The organism is Pseudomonas sp. GW822-FHT07A10 (assembly GCF_058798795.1).
The window spans coordinates 91249-111528 of the sequence record NZ_JBXAKV010000010.1 but is presented as its reverse complement, the minus strand read 5'-3'; the positions used below and the strand labels follow the sequence as shown (position 1 = coordinate 111528).

Sequence of the window (20280 nt, the reverse complement as noted above, 5' to 3'; positions counted from 1 at the left end):
AGGATTGTGCAATAAAGCACTTCTTAACATAGGGTTCCTGAACGGGGGCTGACCTGAATCAACCCCCTGATCGACTTCAAAACAGCCATAAAATCTTATTGCTGATTTTCCTGTTCGGTAAACAAGTCACTGAACAGCATGCTCGACAGGTAGCGTTCGCCGGAGTCGGGCAGAATTACCACGATGGTCTTGCCCTGCATTTCCGGGGTTTCGGCCAGGCGTACGGCTACCGCCATGGCGGCGCCGCAAGAGATGCCGCTCAAAATGCCCTCTTCCTGCATCAGACGAAGGGCCATCGCCTTGGATTCGTCGTCGCTGACCAATTCCACCCGATCAACCATCGACAAATCCAGGTTCTTCGGCACAAAACCAGCGCCGATGCCCTGGATCTTGTGCGGGCTCGGTTTGATCTCTTCCCCGGCGATCGCCTGGGTAATTACCGGCGACACCACCGGCTCCACCGCCACCGAGAGAATCGGTTTGCCCTGGGTATTCTTGATATACCGCGAAACTCCGGTAATGGTTCCACCCGTTCCGACGCCCGCCACCAGCACGTCGACCGCACCGTCGGTGTCGTTCCAGATTTCCGGGCCGGTGGTTTTTTCGTGGATGGCCGGGTTGGCCGGGTTTTCGAACTGCCCCGGCATGAAGTAGGTGGACGGATCACTGGCGAGGATTTCGGCGGCCTTCTCGATCGCGCCTTTCATGCCCTTGGCCGGTTCCGTCAACACCAGTTCGGCGCCAAGGGCCTTGAGCACCTTGCGTCGTTCGATGCTCATGGACGCGGGCATGGTCAACATCAACCGATAACCACGGGCGGCGGCAACGAATGCCAGGCCGATACCGGTATTGCCCGAGGTCGGTTCGATGATGGTCATGCCGGGCTTGAGTTTACCGCTGCTTTCAGCATCCCAGATCATGTTCGCGCCAATTCGGCACTTGACCGAATAACCAGGGTTGCGCCCTTCGATCTTGGCCAGAATGGTGACACCGCGCGGGGCGATACGGTTGATCTGCACCAGCGGCGTATTGCCGATGGAGTGGGCGTTGTCAGCATAGATACGGCTCATGGCTGGGTCCTTATACAGCGTTGAATTAGCCCACCAAGGTATGCCTGTTGCTCGTGGTCGTCCAGTCAGTCGAACGTCCGGCGGCCACAGCAGTCAACCGCTTTACATCGCCAGAGATTTACCGCCATGAAGCGTCGATACAGTTGGCCCCTGCTGACCCTCGCCGGCCTCCTCATGCTGCTGGTTGCCGCGCACATCGCCCTGCCCTATGTCGTGCGTGACTATCTGAACGAGCGATTGGCCAACATGGGCGACTATCGCGGGCAGATTACCGACGTGGACCTGGCCCTGTGGCGCGGCGCCTACAAAATCAACGGCCTGAAAATCGTCAAGGTCGAAGGCAAGGTCCCGGTGCCATTCGTCAACGCGCCATTGATCGACCTCTCCGTCAGCTGGCACTCGCTCTGGTACGACCACGCCGTGGTGGGCAAGGCCCGGTTCGACAGGCCCGAGGTGAACTTTGTCGACGGTGGTGCCAACAAGAAAAACTCCCAGACCGGTGAAGGCACCGATTGGCGGGCTCAATTGGAGAAACTGCTGCCGATCACCCTGAACGAAGTACGGATCAACGATGGCCGGATCACCTTTCGTAACTTCAATTCAAAACCGCCTGTCAATATGAATGCCACCCAGGTCAGTGCCACCATTTACAACCTGACCAACGTGGTCGACAAAAAAGGCAAACGCGACGCACGTTTCGACGGCAAGGCCCTGTTGCTCGGGGATGCGCCGCTGGAAACCACGGCAACTTTTGATCCATTGAGCGACTTCCAGAACTTCCAATTCCGCCTGCGCGTCAAGGACCTCGAACTCAAACGCATGAACGACTTCGCCGCGGCCTATGGCAAGTTCGACTTCAATGCCGGCCATGGCGATCTGGTCATCGAAGCCGAGGCCAACAAGGGTCAACTCACTGGCTACATCAAACCGCTATTGCACGACGTCGATGTGTTCAATTGGCAACAGGACGTGGAAAACAAAGATAAAGGGCTTTTCCGTTCCATCTGGGAAGCGCTCGTCGGAGGCACCGAGAACGTGCTGAAGAACCAGCAGAAAAACCAGTTCGCCACTCGCGTCGAGCTCAAGGGCAACGTGCATCAGCGAGATATCAGCGCGTTCGAGGCTTTTTTGCAGATTTTACGTAATGGTTTCATTGAAGCATTCAATGCCCAGTACGAACGATCCAAGCCGGATTCCGGCTAAGATTTTCGTGTAACGGTGTAACGACCGGTTTCTTCCGCCGCCCGCGCCGGGTTCGATTGCTGCTGCAAAAAGTCCCAACCCAGACAAGCCAACGCCAGCGACCGAGGCACTGCTTCACGACCGCTGCTGTAGCGACTAATACTGCGGGCACTGACTCCCAGCGCCTCGGCCGCCTGATTCAGCGACAACCCGGTGCGAGCACGCCAATCGATAAAAATACGAGTGTTTTCATCTGCCGCATTTTGCGCAAGGGCATCCAGATACAGCGTGTCAGCGCCAATCTGAATATCCAGCTCGGGCCACTCCACACTCCAGCCATCGTCACCCAGGGTTGCGCCTTCAAAAGCACCGCTCTCCAGCAATGGCTGCAACCCCGGGTATGAGCGCAGGTCGCGACTTAAATCGAGGCTCTGTTGCTGCCCATCGATAAACGTCAGCGCCAGACGGTAATCCGGCAACACCTGCACGGCCGACAACCGTGGTCGTTTCATGGGTAACATCGTTTCCAATCCTCCAGCAATTGCACCTGATGGGCTCTGACCCACTCCAGCGCTTCCTTGATAATCAGCGGCGGCGCCTTGCCCAACATTACTTCGACGGTTTCCAGGCTAAGCATCACATCCAGCCCGCCACCGGTCAGGTGGACATGGGGTGGCGGATGATCCTTCTCGCGCAACTGAATTCGATACGTATCGCGAAATCGGTATTTAGTAGACATGCCCCGCAAGCTATCGCCAAAATGGCGATATCTCAATACTGGCCAGCAGCCGAGACTGAGTCAAGATGTGACGCCCCATTCAGAGACTGAATAAGCCGTCTGCGTTCACAGTCGACCGACCTGCGCGTTATAGTCGAGCCTGACCATTTATTGCGCCCCGCCCTGCCTCGCTCAGGTCGGCGTTACCGTTCGAGGATTAGCAGATGAAGTTCGAAGGCACCCAGGCCTACGTCGCCACCGATGACCTGAAGCTGGCGGTCAACGCCGCTATCACCCTGGAGCGACCACTGCTGGTCAAGGGTGAGCCAGGCACCGGCAAGACCATGCTCGCCGAGCAACTGGCCGAGTCCTTCGGCGCCAAGTTGATTACCTGGCACATCAAGTCCACCACCAAGGCGCATCAAGGCCTGTACGAGTACGACGCGGTCAGCCGCCTGCGGGATTCGCAACTGGGCGTGGACAAGGTCCACGACGTCCGCAACTACCTGAAAAAGGGCAAGCTCTGGGAGGCGTTCGAGTCCGAAGAGCGGGTGATTCTGCTGATCGACGAAATCGACAAGGCCGACATCGAGTTCCCCAACGACTTGCTGCAAGAACTCGACAAGATGGAGTTCTACGTTTACGAGATCGACGAGACCATCAAGGCCAAGAAGCGTCCGATCATCATCATTACCTCCAACAACGAGAAAGAGCTGCCGGACGCTTTCCTGCGCCGCTGCTTCTTCCATTACATCTCGTTCCCCGATCGCGTGACGCTGCAGAAGATCGTCGACGTGCACTACCCGGACATCAAGAAAGACCTGGTCAGCGAAGCGCTGGATGTGTTCTTCGACGTGCGCAAGGTGCCGGGCCTGAAGAAGAAGCCCTCGACCTCCGAACTGGTGGACTGGCTGAAACTGCTGATGGCCGACAACATCGGCGAAGCGGTGCTGCGCGAACGCGATCCGACCAAGGCTATTCCGCCGCTGGCAGGCGCCTTGGTGAAGAACGAACAGGACGTGCAATTGCTTGAACGCCTGGCGTTCATGAGCCGTCGCGGCACTCGCTAAGTACCAATAAGGGCGATCGCCATGCTGCTCAATCTGTTCAACGAAATGCGCGCAGCCAAGGTGCCGGTCTCGGTGCGCGAGCTGCTGGACCTGATCAACGCGCTGAAACAGCGCGTGACCTTCGCCGACATGGACGAGTTTTATTACTTGTCGCGGGCGATCCTGGTGAAGGACGAACGGCATTTCGACAAGTTCGACCGGGCGTTCGGTGCCTACTTCAACGGTCTGGAAAAGCTCGACGATCACCTTCAGGCGTTGATCCCGGAAGACTGGCTGCGCAAGGAATTCGAACGCTCCCTGACCGACGAAGAGCGGGCCGCAATCCAGTCCCTCGGTGGCCTGGACAAGCTGATCGAAGAGTTCAAGAAACGCCTGGAAGAACAGAAAGAACGCCATGCCGGCGGCAACAAATGGATCGGCACCGGCGGCACCAGCCCGTTCGGTTCCGGCGGTTTCAACCCGGAAGGCATTCGGGTCGGCGATGCCGGTAAGCGCCAGGGCAAAGCGGTGAAAGTCTGGGATCAGCGCGAGTACAAGAACCTCGACGATTCGGTGGAACTGGGCACGCGCAACATCAAGGTCGCCCTGCGTCGCTTGCGTAAATTCGCCCGTCAGGGCGCGGCGGAAGAACTGGACATCGACGGCACCATCGACCACACCGCGCGCGATGCCGGGTTGCTGAATATCCAGATGCGTCCGGAGCGGCGCAACACCGTCAAGCTGTTGCTGCTGTTCGACATCGGCGGCTCGATGGACGCCCACGTGAAGATCTGCGAAGAGTTGTTCTCCGCCTGCAAGACCGAGTTCAAGCATCTGGAGTACTTCTACTTCCACAACTTCATTTATGAATCGGTGTGGAAGAACAACATGCGCCGCACCTCCGAGCGCACCGCCACTCAGGACTTGCTGCACAAGTACGGCGCCGACTACAAAGTGATCTTCATCGGCGATGCCGCCATGGCGCCCTATGAAATCACCCAGGCCGGCGGCAGCGTCGAGCACTGGAACGAAGAAGCCGGTTACGTGTGGATGCAGCGCTTCAAGGAAAAGTACAAGAAGCTCATCTGGATCAACCCATACCCGAAAGACACCTGGGGCTACACCTCGTCGACCAACATCGTGCGGGATTTGATCGATGATCAAATGTATCCGCTGACGTTGCGGGGGTTGGAGGAAGGGATGCGGTTTTTGTCCAAATAAAGCATTGCATCTGTGGCGAGGGGGCTTGCCCCCGTTGGGTTGCGAAGCGACCCCAAAATCTGCAATCGCGATGTATCAGACACACCGCATGCAATGGTTTTACGACTGCTGCGCAGCCGAACGGGGGCAAGCCCCCTCGCCACAGTTAAAACCGGCGCAAATACTCGACTTGTTCGCGATGCGCGACATCCTGCACCACCGGTTTCAACCGCACCTTCGCCCCCGGCAAACACTGCGCCAGCCGCGCCAACGCCAACGGCGTCAACGCCCCCAACCGCGGATAACCGCCAATGGTCTGCCGGTCATTGAGCAGCACAATCGGCTGCCCATCCGGCGGCACCTGGACCGCGCCCAGCGGGATGCCTTCGGAAATCATCGGCTTGCCCTGATACTGCAGTGCCGTTCCCAACAGACGAATGCCCATGCGATCGGCGCGACTGTCGAGGGTCCAGGCGCTGTTGAACGCGTCAAACAAACTCTGCCCGCTGAATTCACCGATTTGCGCACCAAGCACCAGGTCCAGCGGCGCATCGAGGTTGAAATCCGGAACGTGCTCGCGAGGCAGCTCCCGTACCAGCAGCGGCGCCTCGGTGGAGTACTTCAACGACGATCCCTTGGCCAACGCTCGGCCCATGCCGTCGAGGCCGCCGAGTTCCTCACGCACCACCGTTGCAGTGCTGCCCAGCACCTTCGGCGCATCAAACCCGCCTGGTGCCGCGAGGTACGCCCGAGCGCCTAGCAGCGGTTGCGTGAATTGCAATCGCTGACCTTTGCCCAGTTTGAAACTGCGCCACGGCGCCAGGGGCTGGCCATCAATCTGCGCCCCAAGATCGGCACCCGCCAATGCCAGCAAGCAATCGTCCTCGGCCACCACACTGAACCCGCCGAGGGTGATTTCGATCACTGATGCATCCAGCCCATTGCCCAGCAGCCAGTTGGCCCACGACATCGACCGCCAATCCAGCCCGCCGCCCTGGGTCACGCCCAGATGCCGCACACCAAATCGCCCGGCGTCCTGCAACAGGCAAAGCGGTGTACTTGCTTCAATCGTCATTCGGCTCATGCCAAGGTCTCCAACGGCGTGTCGTCACCGCCCAGGTTGATGAACTCGGCATGACTGACCGCCTCGAAGCGCACCGTGTCGCCCGGTTGCATCAAGCTGTAGCCGTCGCGTTCACGGTCGAACAATTTGGCCGGGGTGCGACCGATCAGGTTCCAGCCGCCGGGGGACACTACCGGATAAGCCGCCGTCTGGCGTTCGGCGATGCCGACACTGCCGGCGGCGACTTTTTTGCGCGGTGTACTCAGACGCGGTGCGGCCAACACTTCCTCCACCAACCCCATGAACGCGAACCCCGGCGCGAAGCCCAGCGCGAACACCTGATACTCGTGTTCGCTGTGACGGCGGATCACTTCATTCACCGCCAAGCCGCTACGCTGGGACAACAGGTTCAACTCCGGCCCAACGCTCAAGTCATACCAGACCGGCAGCACATGGCATTTCCCCTTGGCCCGAGCGTTGGGCGTCAGATCGATCAGGGCTTGAGCGATCAACTCCCGGGCCTGGGCCGGGTTCAATGCCATCAGATCGTAATGCACCATCAGCGTCGTGTAGGACGGCACCAGATCGATCAAATGGCTGGCGAATGCTTCTCGCAAACGCTCACTGGCAGCCAGCATCCACGGCATGTTGGCCTCGGTAATTTCATCGAACAGGCGCACCATCAGGCAATCGAGCGCCACCACTTCCACCCGTGGCTTCATGATGCGCTCTGCTGATTCAAGGCCTCGCGAATGCGTTGCACAGCGGCCACCGAACTGGCGTTGTCGCCGTGTACGCACAAGGTATTGGCCTGCAAGTGCAAGGCGCTGCCATCGCTGGCCGTGAGGTTGTCACCGCGGGCAATGATCAGCGCCTGTTCGATGATTTTCTCGGGATCGTGATGCACGGCCCCCGGCAGTTGCCGCGAGACCAGCATTCCGGCGCTGTCGTAAGCGCGATCGGCGAAGGCTTCAAACCACAGGGTCACGCCGTATTCGTCGCCCAACTGCTGGGCGGCGCTGTTGTCGCGAGTGGCCATCAGCATCAGCGGCAGTGTCCGGTCATAAGCCGCCACGGCCTGGATCACCGTACGCAATTGCGCCGGGTTGGCCATCATGTCGTTGTACATCGCGCCGTGGGGTTTGACGTAACTCACTCGCCCGCCCTGAGCCCGGCAAATGCCGTCGAGGGCACCGATCTGGTAATGCAACAGGTCCTGCAGTTCCTGGGCGGTATACGCCATGGAGCGGCGACCGAAACCGACCAGATCCTGATAGGCCGGATGCGCGCCGATCTGCACGCCGTTGCTCAGGGCCAGGCTGACGGTCTTGCGCATGATGCTCGGGTCGCCGGCATGGAAGCCGCAGGCGATGTTGGCGCAGTCGATGAAGGGCATGACCTCGGCGTCCAGACCCATGGTCCAGTTGCCGAAACTCTCGCCGATGTCGCAGTTCAATAGCAGGCGGTTCACGGTGAACACTCCTGTAGGCTTTTGTCTTTTTAGCTGAAGGGCATATGCCCCTCAGATTATCAGTTAGCGGACATCAGGTTATTCGGCGTCGAGTTGTTTGCCACGGGTTTCCGGCAAGCTGAGCGCCGCCAGGATCACCACCCCGTAGGACACCGCCGCGAAAGCCCCGATTCCCACGCTCAATGGCACCTTCTGACTGAGCAAGCCGATCAGCAGCGGAAACAACGCTGCCAACGCCCGACCGATGTTGTAGCAAAAACCCTGGCCCGAGCCGCGAATCCGCGTTGGAAACAACTCGGTCAGAAACGACCCCATGCCGCTGAAAATCCCCGAAGCGAAGAAGCCCAAGGGGAAGCCCAGCCAGAGCATCACTCCGTTGCTGACGGGCAATTGGGTGTACAGCAGAACAATGGTGAACGAGCCGACGGCAAACAGAATGAAGTTCTTTTTACGACCAAGGATGTCAGTCAGATACGCGCTGATTACATAACCGATGTAGGACCCGATGATCACCATCGCCAGATAACCACCCGTGCCAAGCACGCTCAAGCCCCGTTCGTTTTTCAGAAACGTCGGCAGCCAGGAGGTGATCGCGTAGTAACCGCCGAGTGCACCGGTGGTCAGTATCGAAGCGCGAATCGTGGTGAAGAGGATGCCAGGGGCGAAAATCTCGTAGAACTTCGCCGGGTTGCTTGGCTCTTGCTTGGCCTTGGCTTCGCGGTAGATTTCCGGATCCTTGACCAGGCGACGGACGAAGATCACGAAAATCGCCGGCACGATGCCGAGGATGAACAGTGCCCGCCAGGCGTCTTCGGGCGGCAACAGCGAGAACAGCAGCGCATACAGAATCGCTGTCAGCCCCCAACCCAACGCCCAGCCTGACTGCACCATGCCGACAGCTTTGCCACGGTCCTTGGCGCGGATCACTTCGCCCATCAGCACCGCGCCGGCGGTCCATTCACCACCGAAACCGAAGCCCATCAACGTGCGGCTGATCAACAGTTGCTCGTAGTTCTGGGCGAAGCCGCAAAGAAAGGTGAAGAAGGCGAACCACAACACCGTCAGTTGCAGGGTGCGCACCCGACCGATGCGGTCGGAGAGAATCCCCGCCACCCAACCACCAATAGCCGAGGCGATCAGGGTGCTGGTGTGGATCAGCCCGGCCTGGCCGGTGGTGATGCCCCACATGGCAATCAGGGTCGGTACCACGAAGCTGAGCATCTGGGTGTCCATGCCGTCCAGGCCATAGCCGATCTTGCAGCTCCAGAACGTGCGACGCTCCTGCTTGTTGATGTTGCGGTACCAGTCAAAAGGTCCCGGGCGAGCCGTGGCTTTGGGGATGTCGAGGGTGTCGGGCGCACTCATGGCAAAATCTCCGTGCATATTTTATTGGTATTGTTCTGAGCCCCGACGACGCCTATCGTGGGAACCGGATGGCCTGATTTTTGGGCGGTTGGCCCTGCTGCGTCCAACTAATAAAAACCCGCCCTAGACATAAGAAAAATTTTATCCACGAGCTGACCCCCATGAACCTGAAGTTTCTCGAGACGTTTGTCTGGGTCGCCCGACTCAAGAGTTTTCGCCTGACGGCGGACAAGCTCTTCACCACCCAGGCGTCGATTTCCAGCCGCATCGCCGTGCTCGAAAGCGAGCTTGGGGTGAAGCTGTTTCTGCGCGACTCCCGCGGCGTGAGCCTGACCCCCGAAGGCCTGAAAGTGCTCGATTATGCCGAGCAGATGATGGACACGATGCATGCGCTCAAGCAGGCGATCGAGACGCGTTCGAGCAAGGCCGGACGGGTGCGGATCGGCGTCATGGACACGGTGATCCACACTTGGCTCAGCCCGTTGGTGGCACAGATGATGGATCACTATCCGCTGGTGGAAATCGAGCTGGTGGCCGATACCGCGCTCAACCTCTGCGATCAGCTGCAAAAAGGCTTTCTCGATCTGATCCTGCAAACCGACCTGTTGCGCCAGGAAAGCGTGCGCAGCCTGGAATTGGTCAGTCATCCGATGGGCTGGATCGTGGCCAGCAGTTCCATCTACAACCGTGAGTATTCAGGTGTCGCCGACCTGGCGCGGGAGCGAATCATTACCTATTCGAAAAACTCCCGCCCGCACCAGGACATCGTGAGCCTGATGCAAGCCAACGGGGTCATGGCGCCACGACTGAACTGCGTGAACTCAGTGTCGGCGATTACTCGTTTACTACGCGACGGCTTCGGTATTGGCGCCCTGCCGCCGGTGCTGGTGGCCGAGGAACTGGCCCGAGGAGAGTTGACCTTGTTGGCCATCGATCAACGGCCGCCGAATTTGCAGGTGGTGGTGTCGTGGCGGGTTGGCGTGGAGTGGGTCGAAGAAATCGTGACGTTGTGTCAGCAAGTCGTGGAGTGCTATGCGCAGAAAATGGGCGAGCACTACATCGTCTTGAGCCAACCACCGGCCGGAATCTGATACACACCCTCCAAAATGTAAATATGAACCACTATCATTTGCATTATTTATTCAAAACGGTATTCTCAGCGCGCTTTCAGCTAATCAATTGTCCAGAAGGAGTCGGACCTGATGCGCGGCTACACGCAAAAACAGCAGCAATTGCTCGCTCACTGGAGCGAAGCGCTCGGCACTCAGGCTTTCCAGTCACACCGCATCACTCTCGATCATTTGAGCAATGCCCTGGAGCCCGCCGCCCAGCGCTGTTTCCAACGCCTGATCCAGGCGCTGTTTCGTGAAGAGCTGATCGACCCCGACACCTGCGAATACGACGACACCAGCCGTTGCTGGCTGCCACTTGGCGATGGCGCGCATCTTTGCTTCGAGCACTTGTCCAGCGGCAGAATGAACAGCTGGGACGTACGCGGCAGCATCGTCCTGCACACCCCGGACAAACTGCCGCAAAAAATCCAGTTGCCCAGCGAACTGCTCGCTCACCTCAGCACTCAGCTCAATCCGCCAGCCTCCCCGCAGGTCCTGGAACGTCTGGCCCGGGAGCTGGATGACAGCTTCAGCAACGACACCCTATGCCTGGCGTTCCACCATGGATGGACCGAACGCCTGAGAGAGCAGATCGACGGCGGGTACGATGACAATCTGCTCGCCTGGCTCAAAGCCAGCCCCAGCCACCAGAACCCTACGTCGCTGCTCGAACAGTGGGGGACTCTCGGCCATCCGTGGCACCCGAACTACAAGACCAAACTGGGCTTGAGCGCCGCTCAGGTCATCGCTTTCTCGCCAGAATTCGAAGCGAGTTTTCCGATTGTCCTGTGCGCCCTGCACCGCCAGTACGCACATGTTGAAGCGCTGGCGGGCACCACGGATTACTGGGATTGGTGGCAAGGTCACTTCCCACAGGCCGCCGAGCAATTGCAACGCCATTTGCAGCAAATGGGCCTGGACGCAAAGGACTACCTCCCGCTGCCGTCGCACCCATGGCAAGCCCATGAAGAGCTGCCACATTCGTTTGCCAACGAGATCGCCGACAACCTGCTGATCGTCACTGACATCGTGGCTTTTACCGGCCACCCGACCATGTCCTTCCGCACGGTCCTGCCGCAGGCCAGTCGCACGGCACCGATGGTCAAACTGCCGGTGGCTTTGCGCCTGACCAGCGTGCAGCGCACCGTGTCGCCGCGCTCGGCCCGGATGGGTCCGCGCATCAGCCAACTGATATTGGACATCCTCGATCAGGAACCGCAGATTCAGCGCCTGCTGAACATCGTTCCAGAGCGCATCGGCGTGCATTACGCACCACTACCGGCCGATGACGAACGCTCCCGGCATGCTGGCGTGCTGTATCGCGACAACCCGCTGACCCTGCTGCAAGCAGGCGAGTTGGCGGTGCCGGTCGGCAGCCTGTTCGCCGTCAACGAATTCGAACAACCGTTGCTGCGTGATTGGGTCAGACTGGCTCAAGGCCGGGACGACAGCGAAGCCATGCTGACGTTCTTCGATGATTACCTGTCGATTGCGGTACCAAGTCTGCTGGGCATCTATCTGATGTACGGCGTGGCGTTCGAAGCGCATCAGCAAAACAGTTTCATGGTGATGGGCGCTGACGGGCAGTTGAATCGGCTGCTGTTGCGTGATTTCGGCGACGTTCGTATCGATCGCAAAACCCTGCACGCCAAGGGTATGGATATCCAGCTGCACGATCCGAAAATGACCCTGTATGACGACGCCGGCTTTGTCCGCGACAAACTCCTGCACACCACTTTCATGTGCCACCTCGGTGAGCTGACCTTGCTTTGTGCCCGCCACTGGAATGTGCCGGAAAATATCCTGTGGGAGCGATTGGCAGCGCACGTTGCACAGTGCTTCGAGACCTTGCGCGAGCGCGTTGAACCGGCACGTTGGGAATGCGAGCGCCAGGCCTTGCTGGAACAGGATTGGCCCGCCAAATCGTTCATGCGCATGCGCTTGCTCGACAGTCATGCCGACATCGTCGGACGCCTGAGTAACCCGCTGCGACCCAACACCCATGCTCGCTGACAGTCGCGCCCTGCGACTGCTGATCGTCATCCAGTTTGTCTCCATGGGCGCAATGGAAATGAGCGGCCCGTTCTGGCCCTTGCAGATCCAGCATCTGCTCGGGCCCGAAGGCGCCGGCTACACCGCGCTGTTATCGGCGATGGTCTATGCCGGCCCGATGCTGGCGGCCATGCTCCTGACCCCCCTGTGGGGCCGGTTGGGGGATCGCACCGGACACAAACCGATGATTGTTCGGGCGTTGCTGGCCCTCGCACTGTGCCAAGGGTTGGCGGCTATCACCCTCGACCCGTGGCTGCTGGTGGGCATTCGCGTGATGCAAGGCGCATTGGCCGGTTTTCTCGCTGCTGCGCAAGCCTATGCCCTGGCCTGCTGCGACAGTGCCAGACGGGGTCACACCCTGGCTCGCCTGCAATCGGCAACGGCCGTCGGCTCGTTGATCGGCCCGGTGCTGGGTGGCTGGCTGATGGACGTCTCGGGGTTTGCCTTGCTGTGTTATGGCGCGACGGCGATTTGCCTGCTGTGCGCACTGGGGAGTTTTTTCCTGCCGGCCGACAAAGCGCGAACCACGAAGAAAAAACCGGTTGAGCCGGTTGCCCTGCCCAAAGGCTGGCTCAGTGGAATCCTGTTGGTGATCGTGTTGATTCAGGCGGCGAAGATGATGCCGCAGTCGTTCTACGCCCTGTACGTCGCGAACATCCTGCATGCCCCAAGCTGGCTGATCGGTGCCACCTACGCGGCGAGCGCCGCGACCCTGGCCATTTCCGCCCCGCTGTGGGGACGCCTGTTCGACCGCTGGCAGCCGGCCTACACCTTGCGCGTCATCGAAGGCGTGGCCTGGTTATGTGCCCTGACGCTGGCGGCCACGGCATTGGCCAATGAATGGCTGGGCTTTCTCGTCAGCCGACTCGTCTGGGGTATCTGGCAAGGCGCCCTGCTGCCCGTCGCCTATGCCCTGATCGCCAACACCGTTTCCATCACCCAGCAGGGCTTCGCGCTCGGCCTCGGCAACAGCGCGGCAAAGGCTGGTGCTCTGCTCGGTGTCGTCCTTGGCGGAATAGGCATGGGCCTGGTGGGCCTGGCCCACAGTTTCTGGCTGGTGGCGCTGACCTACGCCATAGCCGCCATCGGCATCCGCTGGGTGCGCTCGTTCAACGCCACGCCTGACCGCTCGACCTTATCGCCCCACACTTATCACAACTAAAAAAGACCACGTCATGACCCGAACCAAACTCTCCCTGCTGATCCCGCTACTTGGCACCTTCAGCGCCCAGGCCTGGGCCGAGGACACCGAGCAGCAGCCCGGTACATTGAACATGCAAGCCACCGTCGTCTCCGCGACTCGCAGCGAAGCGAGCATTGCTTCGATTCCGGGCTCGGTCCAGGTGATCGACGAGCAGCAAGTCCGTGAGCAGAGTGGTGCGGGTCGCCGGGTCTCCGACATCCTCGGGCAACTGGTCCCAGGTATTGCGCCATCCAGCGGCGGGATGAGTAACTTCGGCCAGACGCTGCGCGGGCGCAACATGCTGGTGTTGATCGACGGCGTATCGCAGAACGCCACGCGCGACAACTTCCGCCAGCTCAACAGCATCGCCCCGGCCAGCATCGAACGCATCGAAGTGATCTCCGGCGCCAGCAGCATTTACGGTGCCGGAGCTTCAGGCGGCATCATCAACATCATCACCAAGCGCAATCAGGGCCAGGACATTGCCTACAGCAGCAAACTGGGCCTGACCAGCGGTAACAACCTCAACAGAAAAGGCTTCGCCTACGAAGCTTTCCAGAGTGCCACCGGGCGCAAGGATGCGTTGGACTGGTATGTGTCTGCCGACCTGACCCAGCGCAACGATCAGTTCGATGGCAACGGCAACCGCATCCCCCAGGACACCTCCCAGGGCAGCAACATGGATACCGAAACCTATGACCTGCAAGGTCGTTTCGGTTATGAGCTGGATGCCGACAAGAAACTCAGCCTGTCGCTGCAGGACTACAAGGACCAGCAGGACACCGGCTACACCAAAGACCCGAAAAACTCGCAGCAAGCGGTGGCAGTCAAAGGTCTGAAACTCGACGACCAACCCTATACCCATAACCAGGCGGTCAACCTCAACTACACCGACAAGGACTTCTACGGTCAGGGCCTGCAACTGGAAAGCTACTGGCGCCGCGCCGATGCACTGTTCTTTCCGGACCTGTCGCGGGGCAAGGCCGGGATCTCCGACAACAACAGTGTGCAGGACGTCTACGGCCTGCGCGCGGCCATCGACACGCCGCTGCCATCGATCGGGAGCGCCACGGGCAATCTGGTCTGGGGGGCTGACTATGACAATGAGCGCTCCCGTCAACGAGGTGATCAATACACGCTGAAGGGCCTGACCTATACCAAGACCGGCACCACCTACGAGCTGGGCCCGGACATCGAAACCACCACCAAATCGCTGTTCGGGCAGATGTCCTGGGACATCGGTGACTGGACCTTGCGTGGCGGTGTACGCCGCGAATGGATCGAAAGCGACGTCTCCGACAGCATCGCCTACGGTCAGATCGTCCAGACCGGCATACGCGCAACGCTACCCGGCGACACCCTCAAATACGACGCCACGCTGTACAACCTGGGGGCGGTCTACCACCTGAGTGAAAACCAGGACGTCTTCGCCAATTACAGCCAGGGATTTTCGCTGCCGGATATCCAGCGCTTCATGCGTGACGTCAGCAGCACCTTCGATATCCAGAGTCTTAACGCCCAGGCCATCAAGGTCGACAGTTACGAGTTGGGCTGGCGTGGCAACTGGGACCAGTGGCAAGCCGACGTCACCGTGTACGAAAACACCTCAGACGTGACCCAGTTCTACGATGCCAATGATCGCGTATTGCGTCTGATCAATCAGAAAGAGCGAGTTCGCGGCATCGAAAACAGCCTGACCTACCGCGCGACCGATCACTGGTCGGTGGGTGGCACTTATGCCTGGGCCAAAGGCGAGACCGAGCAGAACGGCAAATGGATCGATCTGCCGGCCACGCGCATCTCACCTGCCAAGACCACATTGTTCGTCGGCTACACCGAAGACGATTACAGCCTGCGCCTGCAAGGCATGCGTTTGGCCAATTACGATGCCGCCGCCAAGGACAACAATGGACGCGACATCGAAGGCTATACGCTGGTGGACCTGCTCGGCTCCGTGCAACTGCCGGTCGGTCGTCTTGAAGGCGGCGTGTACAACCTGACCAACCGCACGTACCAGAACCTGTTCACCCAGGCCAACGCCAGAGCGCCGTATGCCAACGCTGAAGGCCGCACGCTGAGCATGAGCTACTCGATCGATTGGTAAAAACCGGAGCCGGCTTGCCAGCGATGCGATCTCGCGGCAATCGCCGGCAAGTCGGCTCCAGTGTTACAACCCGCGCAAATCCCGCTCTTCGATCGGCCGGCTCTGACGCAGGCGCTTGCCGCCCAGCACCACCCAGTCGATCAACCGGAACAGGCATTCAATGCCGAACGACAGCAGCAACGCGCCGCTCATGCCCCAGATCATCGCTTCAGGCGTCAGCAGGATCTGGTAGCTGTAGCCGTTCCAGGTTTCCTTGCGAATATCCGGGTCGGCCGCCAGCACCACTTGCAGGAAGCGGATGTACCACGGGCCCTGCATGGCCTGGAATTGCTTGTCCAAAGCCAATTGACGGGTGAGCAAGGTGCTCAGGCTGTCGGCATCGCTGCGAAAGATCGGGTCTTCGCTGGCACGGTAATGGGCCACCAGCGCCTGCATATCGCCCTTGAAAAACTGATTGGCAGTGCCCTGAAAACCGCTCAAACCGGTCTGCGCCTCGATCAGATGCGCCTCGACCCGCTTGGCATAGTCGCTGATGAACCCAGGCACCTGGACACCGATCAACAGGCCTGCCGCAAACAACACCAGCCGTAGATAACTGAGCAACATGGGGGGGGAGATCCTTATTCGGTCTTGCCCTGGCTGACGCATTCACCGCGTCGCCAGAGGCTCCATTGGCCCGGTTCGTAGCGGGTCCAGGTTTCGTTTTCGGTCAAGGGTTCGGTGGCGATCACCGTGACCACGTCGTTGGGCGTGGTTTCGGCCTGGAAGTCGACGATCACATCGACATCCTTCAAGCGTGCCGGGCCGAACGGGGCACGACGGGTGATCTGCGCCAGCTTGGTCGAGCAGTAGCAGAACAACCAGTCGCCATCGCTGAGCAAGCAGTTGAACACGCCTTTGCTGCGGTACTCGGCGCAAGCGGCCACCAGGTCTGGCAGCAGTTCTTCGATGTCCACCGGCTCGGGGAACGCAGCACGCACCCGGTTGAGCAAATCGCAGAATGCCGCTTCGCTGTCGGTATCGCCGACGGGGCGGTAGAAACTGGCGGTCGGGTTGAAGTCGGCCAACTGGCCATTGTGGGCGAAACACCAGTTGCGACCCCACAACTCGCGCACAAACGGGTGGGTGTTGGACAGGCAGACCTTGCCGACATTGGCCTGACGGATGTGGCCGATTACCACTTCGCTCTTGATCGGATAGCGCTGCACCAGGTTCGCCACTTCCGACTCGCTGCTCGCCGCCGGGTCCTGGAACAACCGCAGGCCACGGCCTTCATAGAAAGCGATGCCCCAACCGTCACGGTGCGGTCCGGTGCGGCCGCCGCGCTGCATCAGCCCGGTGAAGCTGAACACGATATCGGTCGGGACATTGGCGCTCATGCCCAATAACTCACACATGCTCGGACTCTCGATGAAAGGCAGGGGCACTGTTACAGACGCGGTTCAACCCGCAAACGCTGCGGGTTGCTCGGTACCGGTGGCCGGCCGTAACGATCATCACCGGCACCGCCAAACGGTTGATCGCCTTCAGGCTCGTCGGTCCGCGCCGCAGCCTTGGCGGCCTCCGCCCGCTCCTTGCGAGCCTTGGATGCGCGCTCGATCGGGAAACGGATCGCCACGAGCACCAGGTAAAGGCCGAAGGCAATCATGCCGTACATGAACAGATCGGAAATCGCCCGCCAGGCGTTGTTGCCGACCTTGAACAGTAGATCCAGTGCAGTAATGGCAATGGCTGGGGCAACCTTTTCCTTCACCGGGTCGATGATGGTCGGGCTAAACAGCAACACCGCCATCAGCAGCCGCAGCGGCTCACGCAGCCAGCGCCACATCCAGCGGGTGATGCGCATCCACACCAACAGGCAGCCTAAAGCGGCAAAGGCGTAGAGGCCCCAAGCGATCAGATAGTCGTTCTCGGTCATGGTGTCCATGGCAAGGCAGGCAAGTCGGGTGGAGACAGACCATTACTGGCCTGCCTCCCCCTAAGAACCGTACGTGCGCCTTTCAGCGCATACGGCTCAAGTCTTTAGTAAGCTCCTCGCGGAGCCGGCTTGTTCACTGTCAATCCACGGCTATGAAGCTGTTGGTGACAAACAGGATGCAATAGTACTCGGTTATCCAAGGTGTCTCCACCGCCTTGGGAGCGATGAACGATGTGATGGTCATGCCATCCCGTCTCCTTGTTAATCGGTTCCTTGCACAGCAGACACACTCCTTTTTGGCTCTGGAATAGGCTCAAAATCTGCTTGCGGTACTTCAGCTTGTTCAGCATCCGCGCCATACGCAGCTTCTCACCCATTTCTTCCATTGAAGGATCGAAGGGGTTGTACTCCCCACTCACCTTCTTGTGCCTCTCAATCGGCGTATCCGCTAGCGAATACAACGCGATCGTCCGTTTTGTCCCGCTTTCTTCCAGCACAACGGTGGAGAACACCCAGTTTTTACTTTCGTGACTTTGGAAATACTTCTTCCTGATCCACTCCAGCGATTTGTTAGGGTGCCGCCGTTTTGCCCAACGCCATAAAGCGTGGAATATTTGGTTATCCATGCGGCTATACGCCTGCTTGGCGACTACTGGCTGGTGATACAACGCCCAGCCTTTCAAGATCGGATTAAGCAGCCCTATCAGATAGTCCTGCGTCACCGTCTTGTTGGTGCTGATGACCTCCTTCACTTTGCAGTAAAACGCCTTGACGTTCTTCTTGCTCGGTTTGATCAGAAGCTTCCCATCGAACTTGCGGAAATTCCAACCAAGGAAGTCGAAGCCTTCTTCTATATGGATGACATGGGTTTTCTCGGGTGACAACTGCAATCCACGCGTCGCGAGGAATTGCTCTACCCAAGGTCTGACTTCAGTTTCCAGCACCTCTCGCGAGGTTCCAGTTATCACAAAGTCATCCGCATAACGCACCACATTGATTTTCAGCTTCTTGGCCTTTGTCACCCCCCAGTACAGCTTGAGTTGTGACTCCAGCCCATCCAGCACCAAATTTGCCAAGGTGGGCGAGATAATCCCGCCCTGTGGCGTACCGGCATCCGTTGCCTGTAGCTGGCCTTTATGAATCACACCAGCTTTCAACCATTTCCGGAGAACCACTTTGTCCGTTGGGACGTTGGCGATTAGCCAGTCATGATTGATATGGTCAAAACAGCCTTTGATGTCCGCCTCCAAAACCCATTGGGCCGAAACCTTCTTGGATAGGCAAACGAACAGCTGCCCCATCGCATCCGCAGTAGAGCGTTCGATCCTGAAGCCGTAGCTATTTGGATCACCCGTGGTTTCTGCAATAGGCGCCAGAGCCAGCAGATACAGCGCCTGCATAGCCCTGTCCGTCATGGTTGGAATGCCCAGAGGACGCTCCTTTCCATTTGACTTCGGAATAAACACACGTCGTAAAGGCCGCGGCTTATATCCATGGCGTTTCAACCCATTTGCCGCCTTCCATTTGGCATCGGGTGTATCCCAGAGCACGCGGTCGACTCCCGCCGTGCGCTTACCCTGGTTTTCAGTGACTCGCCGTACGGCCAAGTATCTGGCCGAGCGAGAGCGGGTCAGCATCCGCTGCAGGGTTTTCACCCTGCGCCAGTTGCCTTCCCGACAAGCCTTCGCAATCCGTATCTGCATCGCCCGGACATTCCGCTGGACACGCCACCAATCGATGTCATGCCAGTGCTGCGGAGCGCCGGAAGACGCAGACACGGCCATTTGGCTATGTTCTAACATGCTGCCTTCCTCTCAAGTTTCCCCAAGCGAAAGACGTACGCATCCCCTGACGGGAATGGACGCTCCCGTCAGGGCTAGATTAATAAAAGGTCCGTTACAGCTGGACCTCTACGTTCATTGAGACAGGTTTACTCAGAGTTCATGCGACGAAAGACCACGCAGAAGTCTGCCCGGTTTCCCGTGGGGTAATGTCCCAACCCCTATCCGAGCCATTACAGCCCGGCTTTCGCTTTCTCTGCGATCCCATACCCGCACAGCCAACAGTTCACCTTACGGTTCACCTGCCCGAAGGGCAGCCATACGGGCTTACCACGTTCCCTGCCTGTCACACGATTGGTTTAGGGTCTGCCTTTTCACCGATGGTCCTATGACGACGTACCTCAAGCCTCTACAGAGGTATCCGACCACGTGCCTTTTGGCTCAAGCCTGACAGCAGTTTTGGCTTGTTTATAATCACGGCGTTTATCAGCAGTTCACTTACGTTACCCATGCCAACCAGCCTAGCGTCTCAACCCGGCACTGCTCCGAGCATCTATGCTTTGCCTCGCGGCAAAAGCACACCCTGGACGGGGACTACATTGTGAGAAGAGCTTCACACCTCACCGTTACCAGTGACGCATGTCTTCCTAGGCTATCGTTGGTCGCACAACGAGTCCGCTGCCACTCCGAACAGGCAATGGCTGGACAATGACAGACAGAGCTTTCGCTCATGTCTCCGGTTTGATGTGAACAGGGACTGCCGAAGCAGCATGTCCAAAGAATTGTTACCTCCTGTTTCAAAAGCAGGAGGGAACCCCAGCGGGGATTCTCTCCCGCATGGGTTTAGCCCTGAATAGGGCTGATGTGTAGTAGGCACTCCAATACCGGAAAATCCAGTACTGCGGTCGAGCCACCGAGCGCTAATCGACCTTGAGTTTGCCACCGCCGCTGCGGCAAGTCCTTGAAGGCATTGGACTTCTGGGAGGGTTTTGTTTCTTGGGGTTGGGTACCC

Annotated in this window: 18 protein-coding genes; 7 read left to right on the top strand and 11 right to left on the bottom strand. The window is 59.0% G+C overall.

All coding sequences use genetic code 11. The annotated features are described in order from the left end of the window. Positions 1-95: 95 nt before the first annotated feature. Entirely contained in the window at positions 96-1070 is a 975-nt protein-coding gene (gene cysK, locus AC1RL4_RS18085) for a cysteine synthase A (RefSeq protein WP_007934098.1), read from the bottom strand. A 126-nt stretch (positions 1071-1196) separates the two neighbouring features. Between cysK and AC1RL4_RS18080 the strand changes: the two genes are divergently transcribed. Then, on the top strand, positions 1197-2273 hold the full coding sequence (locus AC1RL4_RS18080) for a DUF748 domain-containing protein (RefSeq protein WP_019580800.1): 1077 nt from the start codon (positions 1197-1199) through the stop codon (positions 2271-2273). On the opposite strand, the gene AC1RL4_RS18075 is transcribed toward AC1RL4_RS18080, so the two are convergent. Both AC1RL4_RS18075 and AC1RL4_RS18070 read right to left on the bottom strand, forming a co-directional pair. Continuing rightward, positions 2270-2773 (bottom strand): DUF2442 domain-containing protein, encoded by a 504-nt coding sequence (locus AC1RL4_RS18075; RefSeq protein WP_204124938.1) that lies wholly within the window; start codon positions 2771-2773, stop codon positions 2270-2272. The two genes, AC1RL4_RS18080 and AC1RL4_RS18075, sit on opposite strands and share 4 nt — an antisense overlap. Beyond that, positions 2761-2991, bottom strand: a complete 231-nt coding sequence (locus AC1RL4_RS18070; RefSeq protein WP_019580802.1) for a DUF4160 domain-containing protein — start codon at positions 2989-2991, stop codon at positions 2761-2763. Before AC1RL4_RS18070 ends, AC1RL4_RS18075 begins: the two co-directional genes overlap by 13 nt. A gap of 203 nt (positions 2992-3194) precedes the next feature. Between AC1RL4_RS18070 and AC1RL4_RS18065 the strand changes: the two genes are divergently transcribed. Both AC1RL4_RS18065 and AC1RL4_RS18060 read left to right on the top strand, forming a co-directional pair. Next, positions 3195-4040: an AAA family ATPase gene (locus tag AC1RL4_RS18065; RefSeq protein WP_230175596.1), complete on the top strand. Its 846-nt coding sequence runs from the start codon at positions 3195-3197 to the stop codon at positions 4038-4040. A 21-nt stretch (positions 4041-4061) separates the two neighbouring features. Further along, complete coding sequence (locus tag AC1RL4_RS18060) at positions 4062-5240, top strand: vWA domain-containing protein (protein ID WP_007934103.1); 1179 nt, start codon at positions 4062-4064, stop codon at positions 5238-5240. A 145-nt stretch (positions 5241-5385) separates the two neighbouring features. On the opposite strand, the gene AC1RL4_RS18055 is transcribed toward AC1RL4_RS18060, so the two are convergent. The 4 genes from AC1RL4_RS18055 to AC1RL4_RS18040 form a co-directional block, all read right to left on the bottom strand. Then, the gene (locus AC1RL4_RS18055) at positions 5386-6303 is read right to left on the bottom strand and encodes a 5-oxoprolinase subunit C family protein (protein WP_096479676.1); all 918 of its coding nucleotides are present in this window, start codon (positions 6301-6303) and stop codon (positions 5386-5388) included. Then, positions 6300-7004 (bottom strand): 5-oxoprolinase subunit PxpB, encoded by a 705-nt coding sequence (gene pxpB / locus AC1RL4_RS18050; protein WP_230175597.1) that lies wholly within the window; start codon positions 7002-7004, stop codon positions 6300-6302. Before pxpB ends, AC1RL4_RS18055 begins: the two co-directional genes overlap by 4 nt. Further along, positions 7001-7753 carry a 5-oxoprolinase subunit PxpA gene (locus AC1RL4_RS18045; protein WP_096479674.1) on the bottom strand — a complete coding sequence of 251 codons (753 nt, stop codon included), beginning with the start codon at positions 7751-7753 and terminating at the stop codon, positions 7001-7003. Before AC1RL4_RS18045 ends, pxpB begins: the two co-directional genes overlap by 4 nt. A gap of 78 nt (positions 7754-7831) precedes the next feature. After that, positions 7832-9118, bottom strand: coding sequence for an MFS transporter (locus AC1RL4_RS18040; RefSeq protein ID WP_019580808.1), 1287 nt, complete (start codon positions 9116-9118; stop codon positions 7832-7834). Positions 9119-9279: 161 nt separating this feature from the next. Between AC1RL4_RS18040 and AC1RL4_RS18035 the strand changes: the two genes are divergently transcribed. The 4 genes from AC1RL4_RS18035 (at position 9280) to AC1RL4_RS18020 (ending at position 15569) form a co-directional block, all read left to right on the top strand. Next, a complete protein-coding gene (locus AC1RL4_RS18035) occupies positions 9280-10209 on the top strand; it encodes a LysR family transcriptional regulator (protein WP_019580809.1) in 930 nt (309 codons plus the stop codon). A 111-nt stretch (positions 10210-10320) separates the two neighbouring features. After that, a complete protein-coding gene (locus AC1RL4_RS18030; RefSeq protein ID WP_230175598.1) occupies positions 10321-12243 on the top strand; it encodes an IucA/IucC family protein in 1923 nt (640 codons plus the stop codon). Beyond that, entirely contained in the window at positions 12233-13444 is a 1212-nt protein-coding gene (locus AC1RL4_RS18025) for an MFS transporter (RefSeq protein ID WP_230175599.1), read from the top strand. The genes AC1RL4_RS18030 and AC1RL4_RS18025 overlap by 11 nt, the downstream gene beginning before the upstream one ends. Before the next feature lie 13 nt (positions 13445-13457). Next, positions 13458-15569, top strand: coding sequence for a TonB-dependent receptor (locus AC1RL4_RS18020; protein WP_019580812.1), 2112 nt, complete (start codon positions 13458-13460; stop codon positions 15567-15569). Between the two features lie 63 nt (positions 15570-15632). Here the strand turns inward: AC1RL4_RS18020 and AC1RL4_RS18015 are convergent, their stop codons facing one another. From AC1RL4_RS18015 to ltrA, 4 genes are all read right to left on the bottom strand, one after another. Further along, on the bottom strand, positions 15633-16175 hold the full coding sequence (locus tag AC1RL4_RS18015; RefSeq protein WP_096479670.1) for a DUF2937 family protein: 543 nt from the start codon (positions 16173-16175) through the stop codon (positions 15633-15635). Positions 16176-16189: 14 nt separating this feature from the next. Then, positions 16190-16966, bottom strand: a complete 777-nt coding sequence (locus tag AC1RL4_RS18010) for a class II glutamine amidotransferase (protein ID WP_019580814.1) — start codon at positions 16964-16966, stop codon at positions 16190-16192. A 32-nt stretch (positions 16967-16998) separates the two neighbouring features. Next, complete coding sequence (locus AC1RL4_RS18005; protein WP_096479669.1) at positions 16999-17496, bottom strand: MFS transporter; 498 nt, start codon at positions 17494-17496, stop codon at positions 16999-17001. Between the two features lie 95 nt (positions 17497-17591). Beyond that, positions 17592-19289 carry a group II intron reverse transcriptase/maturase gene (gene ltrA / locus AC1RL4_RS18000; RefSeq protein WP_461771670.1) on the bottom strand — a complete coding sequence of 566 codons (1698 nt, stop codon included), beginning with the start codon at positions 19287-19289 and terminating at the stop codon, positions 17592-17594. Between the last annotated feature and the right edge of the window lie 991 nt (positions 19290-20280).

What these genes read in the sequence shown, in the direction of transcription:
- cysK (WP_007934098.1), bottom strand. Translation starts at nt 1,070, where the DNA reads ATGAGCCGTATCTATGCTGACAACGCCCACTCCATCGGCAATACGCCG.
- AC1RL4_RS18080 (WP_019580800.1), top strand. Translation starts at nt 1,197, where the DNA reads ATGAAGCGTCGATACAGTTGGCCCCTGCTGACCCTCGCCGGCCTCCTC.
- AC1RL4_RS18075 (WP_204124938.1), bottom strand. Translation starts at nt 2,773, where the DNA reads ATGTTACCCATGAAACGACCACGGTTGTCGGCCGTGCAGGTGTTGCCG.
- AC1RL4_RS18070 (WP_019580802.1), bottom strand. Translation starts at nt 2,991, where the DNA reads ATGTCTACTAAATACCGATTTCGCGATACGTATCGAATTCAGTTGCGC.
- AC1RL4_RS18065 (WP_230175596.1), top strand. Translation starts at nt 3,195, where the DNA reads ATGAAGTTCGAAGGCACCCAGGCCTACGTCGCCACCGATGACCTGAAG.
- AC1RL4_RS18060 (WP_007934103.1), top strand. Translation starts at nt 4,062, where the DNA reads ATGCTGCTCAATCTGTTCAACGAAATGCGCGCAGCCAAGGTGCCGGTC.
- AC1RL4_RS18055 (WP_096479676.1), bottom strand. Translation starts at nt 6,303, where the DNA reads ATGAGCCGAATGACGATTGAAGCAAGTACACCGCTTTGCCTGTTGCAG.
- pxpB (WP_230175597.1), bottom strand. Translation starts at nt 7,004, where the DNA reads ATGAAGCCACGGGTGGAAGTGGTGGCGCTCGATTGCCTGATGGTGCGC.
- AC1RL4_RS18040 (WP_019580808.1), bottom strand. Translation starts at nt 9,118, where the DNA reads ATGAGTGCGCCCGACACCCTCGACATCCCCAAAGCCACGGCTCGCCCG.
- AC1RL4_RS18035 (WP_019580809.1), top strand. Translation starts at nt 9,280, where the DNA reads ATGAACCTGAAGTTTCTCGAGACGTTTGTCTGGGTCGCCCGACTCAAG.
- AC1RL4_RS18030 (WP_230175598.1), top strand. Translation starts at nt 10,321, where the DNA reads ATGCGCGGCTACACGCAAAAACAGCAGCAATTGCTCGCTCACTGGAGC.
- AC1RL4_RS18025 (WP_230175599.1), top strand. Translation starts at nt 12,233, where the DNA reads ATGCTCGCTGACAGTCGCGCCCTGCGACTGCTGATCGTCATCCAGTTT.
- AC1RL4_RS18020 (WP_019580812.1), top strand. Translation starts at nt 13,458, where the DNA reads ATGACCCGAACCAAACTCTCCCTGCTGATCCCGCTACTTGGCACCTTC.
- AC1RL4_RS18015 (WP_096479670.1), bottom strand. Translation starts at nt 16,175, where the DNA reads ATGTTGCTCAGTTATCTACGGCTGGTGTTGTTTGCGGCAGGCCTGTTG.
- AC1RL4_RS18010 (WP_019580814.1), bottom strand. Translation starts at nt 16,966, where the DNA reads ATGTGTGAGTTATTGGGCATGAGCGCCAATGTCCCGACCGATATCGTG.
- AC1RL4_RS18005 (WP_096479669.1), bottom strand. Translation starts at nt 17,496, where the DNA reads ATGGACACCATGACCGAGAACGACTATCTGATCGCTTGGGGCCTCTAC.
- ltrA (WP_461771670.1), bottom strand. Translation starts at nt 19,289, where the DNA reads ATGTTAGAACATAGCCAAATGGCCGTGTCTGCGTCTTCCGGCGCTCCG.